The following is a 3,025-nucleotide window of genomic DNA, read 5'->3' as shown; positions in this document are numbered from 1 at the left end:
GGGCGGCCCCGGCCGCGGCGCAGGCGGGAAGGGCGGCCCAGCCGAGGGCGAGGGTGACGGGCCCGTCCGGCAGCAGGGGCGGGGAGAGGTGGCCGAGGGCGGCGAGGAGGGGGAGGTGCAGCAGCGCGCTGAGGGCGAGCAGGCCGAGCGCGGCGCTGGACAGGGCGGCGGCGAGTGCGCCCGTGACGGTCAGCAGGAGTGCGGCGGTGCGCGGTGCGAGGAGCGCGGCCAGGCGCCGTGCGAGCGGGGTGATGAGCCACGGGGCCAGCAGGGGAGCCCAGACCGCCCAGGTCATCGGGGCTCCTGCGGGTCGGAGGAGGCGGTGAGGAGGGCGCGGACGAGGTCCTCGTCGTCGGGGCTGAGCTGGGAGATGAAGCGGGCCAGGGTGCCGGTGCGGTCGGTGCCTTTGTCGAGTTCGCTGTGCATGCGCCGGGCGGAGAGGGCGGCGAGGTCCTCGACGGCGGGCTGGTAGGCGAACGCGCGGCCCTGCCGGGTGCGGTGGACGGTGCCCTTGTCGTGCAGGCGGGCGAGGATCGTGGCGACGGTGGTGCGGGCCAGTCCAGCGGGGAGGGCCTGCTGGAGCTCGGTCGGGGTCAGTGGGCGCTCGGCAGCCCAGAGCGCGGCCATGACCGCGGCCTCCAGCTCGCCGGCCGGGCGTCGCGTCGCGTCGTTCACCGGACTCCTCGCTTCCTCACATGTGACTACATCAACGTAGACCGCTGGCGGAGTCTAGTCGCGGCCCGTGCTGACAGCTCCCGCCCCGGGGGCGGGGCCGGGGTGGCGGGGTGGCCGGGTTGAGAAGTGGCATTAGGAGGGCAAGCCACAGCGCGGCGAGCAGCCAGCCGCCGAGGACGTCGGCGGGCCAGTGAACGCCCAGGTAGATCCGAGTGAGGCCGACGGCTGCGGCGGTCGCAACTGTGGCTGCCGCGAGCGGGACGCCGTGGCCGGCGCGGGTGGTGCGCAGCAGCGCCCAGGCGAGCAGGCCGGCGGCGACGGCGGAGGTGAAGGCGTGTCCGGAGGGGTATGCGTGGCCACTGGGGGAGGCGGCGATCCAGTCCGCGACGGGTGGCCGGGGCCGGGCGAACAGGCGCATCAGGCCATTGCGGACCAGCTGCCCGGCTGCGAGGACCAGCAGCGGCGCGAGAACGAGGACGAGCCGCTCTCGGCGGGTGGCCGAGGCCGGTCGGTGGCGGGCCAGGAGCAGGCCCGCCGCGAGGGCGGCGAGGTAGGGCGGGGCGCCGGTGCCGAGAAAGGTGACGGCTGCGGCGAGGTGCACCGCCCAGGCGGGGCGGTGCTCGGTTACCCAGTGGTGGATCCGGAGCTCCCCGGCCAGCGGGGCGAAGCCGTGCAGGGCGAGGACGGCGGTCAGCGTGGCGAACAGCACCAGCGCGAGCAGCGCGGCGGGCGAGGAAAGCGGCCGGGCCGGGGTGGTGGTCATGTGCTCACCAGGGGCCGAAGCCGTCCGCTACGGAGTGCGGAGACCAGCGGGGCGCCGAGCCGGGCCGCCCGAGCCAGAAGGACGCCGAGAAGGCTGCCCACAAGGGCCCCGGCGAGAACGTCGTGCGGGTAGTGCACACCCACCAGCACCCGCGAGAGACCCATCGCCACCGCCGCAACGGCAGCCAGTGCGCCGAGCCTGCGGTCGCAGTGCCACAGGGCAGCGGCGGCCGCGAAGGCGATCACCGTGTGATTGCTGGGCAGCGACCAGTCCCCGGCCACCGGGCACGCCTCCAGAGTCGCCCCCGCGGGCAGCACCTGGCAGGGCCTAGGCTCGCGCAGCACCGACTTCAGCCCGGTGTCCGCAGCGAACGCCGCCACCACGATCACCGGAGCGGCGAGCGCGACTGCCATCACCGGCGCACCGGCCCGGCGGGCCCGCCACCAGCCCGCGAGCATCAGCGCGGCGAACACCGCCAGCCCATAGGCGGACCAGGCGGCGACCGCCTCGCCGACCGCGACGGGCGCGCGGTGAGCCAGCTCGGTGACCTCCAGATACAGGGCCCCGTCTATCTGGGAGCCGTCGAGGGCGAGCGCGGCCCCGCTCACCGAGCACCGGCCTTGCGGGCACGCACCAGCTCCAGCGCCAGCGGCGTCAGGGAGACCGCCACGATGACGGCCACGATCGGCAGCAGGTAGCGGTCGACGCTGGGGACCGAGGAGCCGAGTGCGTACCCGGCCAGCACCAGTCCGACCGTCCACAGCAGTCCGCCGAGTGTCTGCCAGACGGCGAACGTGCGCCCCGGGACGCCGAGCGCCCCGGCCAGCGGGTTGAGGACAGTGCGCACCACGGGCACGAAGCGGGCCAGCACGATTGCCTTGGCGTGGCCGTAGCGGTTCAGCAGGTCCTCGGCTCGCTGCGCGCCCTCGTGCAGGCGCCTGTTGCTGGAGCGGGCCAGCAGCGTCCGGCCGCCGCGGCGGCCGATGACGAATCCGGTCTGGGCACCCGCCAGGGCGCCGGCCACGGCCGCGAGCAGGACCTGCGGCAGCGACAGGTGGACGGTGCCGGTGGTGCCGGGCACGCACAGCAGGCCGGCGGTGAACAGCAGGGAGTCGCCGGGCAGGAAGAAGCCGACCAGCAGGCCGGTTTCGGCGAAGAGGACGACGGCGATGCCCAGGGCGCCGAACGCCGCCAGCAGCGAGCTCGCGTCCAGGACGTTCACGGCCAGGAAGTGGGCAGGGGCGGGCATGGGTAGGCGCCTTTCCTCGGGGGCGGCGCTGCCGTCCACGGTTGTCTACATCAATGTAGACACAAACCTCGTGCGCAGGCCAACTCCCTCCCGCGGTCGGCGAGCCGCCCGACGGGGACTGTTGGGCGGCCACCCCCGGTGCCCGTAAGGTTTGGAAAGGCACACCTAAGTGACCGGCCCGGGATCACCCGGGCGGCCGGGGGAGCAGGACGGGAGCGACATGGAGCACGACAGTCCGGAGGTCAGGCGCCCGCACGGCGAGCTCGTCGCCGACGTGATGGCCGTCCTGTGGGCCGCCGACGCCCCGATGACGCCCCAGCAGGTCAACGCCGCACTCG

The 3,025-nt window shown here is 74.7% G+C and carries 4 protein-coding genes and 1 pseudogene; all 5 read right to left on the bottom strand.

Features of this window, described 5'->3' with window-relative positions; genetic code table 11:
* Positions 1 to 295, bottom strand: a pseudogene (locus ACWEPF_RS39765) (M56 family metallopeptidase); the annotation flags it as partial.
* Positions 292 to 627, bottom strand: a complete 336-nt coding sequence (locus ACWEPF_RS39760) for a BlaI/MecI/CopY family transcriptional regulator (RefSeq protein WP_452176511.1) — start codon at positions 625 to 627, stop codon at positions 292 to 294. The pseudogene ACWEPF_RS39765 and the gene ACWEPF_RS39760, both read right to left, overlap by 4 nt.
* A 79-nt stretch (positions 628 to 706) precedes the next feature.
* Positions 707 to 1,438, bottom strand: coding sequence for a phosphatase PAP2 family protein (locus tag ACWEPF_RS39755; protein ID WP_452176510.1), 732 nt, complete (start codon positions 1,436 to 1,438; stop codon positions 707 to 709).
* Entirely contained in the window at positions 1,435 to 2,046 is a 612-nt protein-coding gene (locus ACWEPF_RS39750) for a phosphatase PAP2 family protein (protein WP_452176509.1), read from the bottom strand. The genes ACWEPF_RS39755 and ACWEPF_RS39750 overlap by 4 nt, the downstream gene beginning before the upstream one ends.
* The gene (locus ACWEPF_RS39745) at positions 2,043 to 2,687 is read right to left on the bottom strand and encodes a DedA family protein (protein ID WP_452176508.1); all 645 of its coding nucleotides are present in this window, start codon (positions 2,685 to 2,687) and stop codon (positions 2,043 to 2,045) included. The genes ACWEPF_RS39750 and ACWEPF_RS39745 overlap by 4 nt, the downstream gene beginning before the upstream one ends.
* Positions 2,688 to 3,025: the final 338 nt, after the last annotated feature.

The sequence above is a fragment of the Kitasatospora sp. NPDC004289 genome (assembly GCF_053602875.1).
The sequence above is the reverse complement of the archived record's forward strand: the minus strand, read 5'-3'. Positions and strand labels throughout refer to the sequence as shown.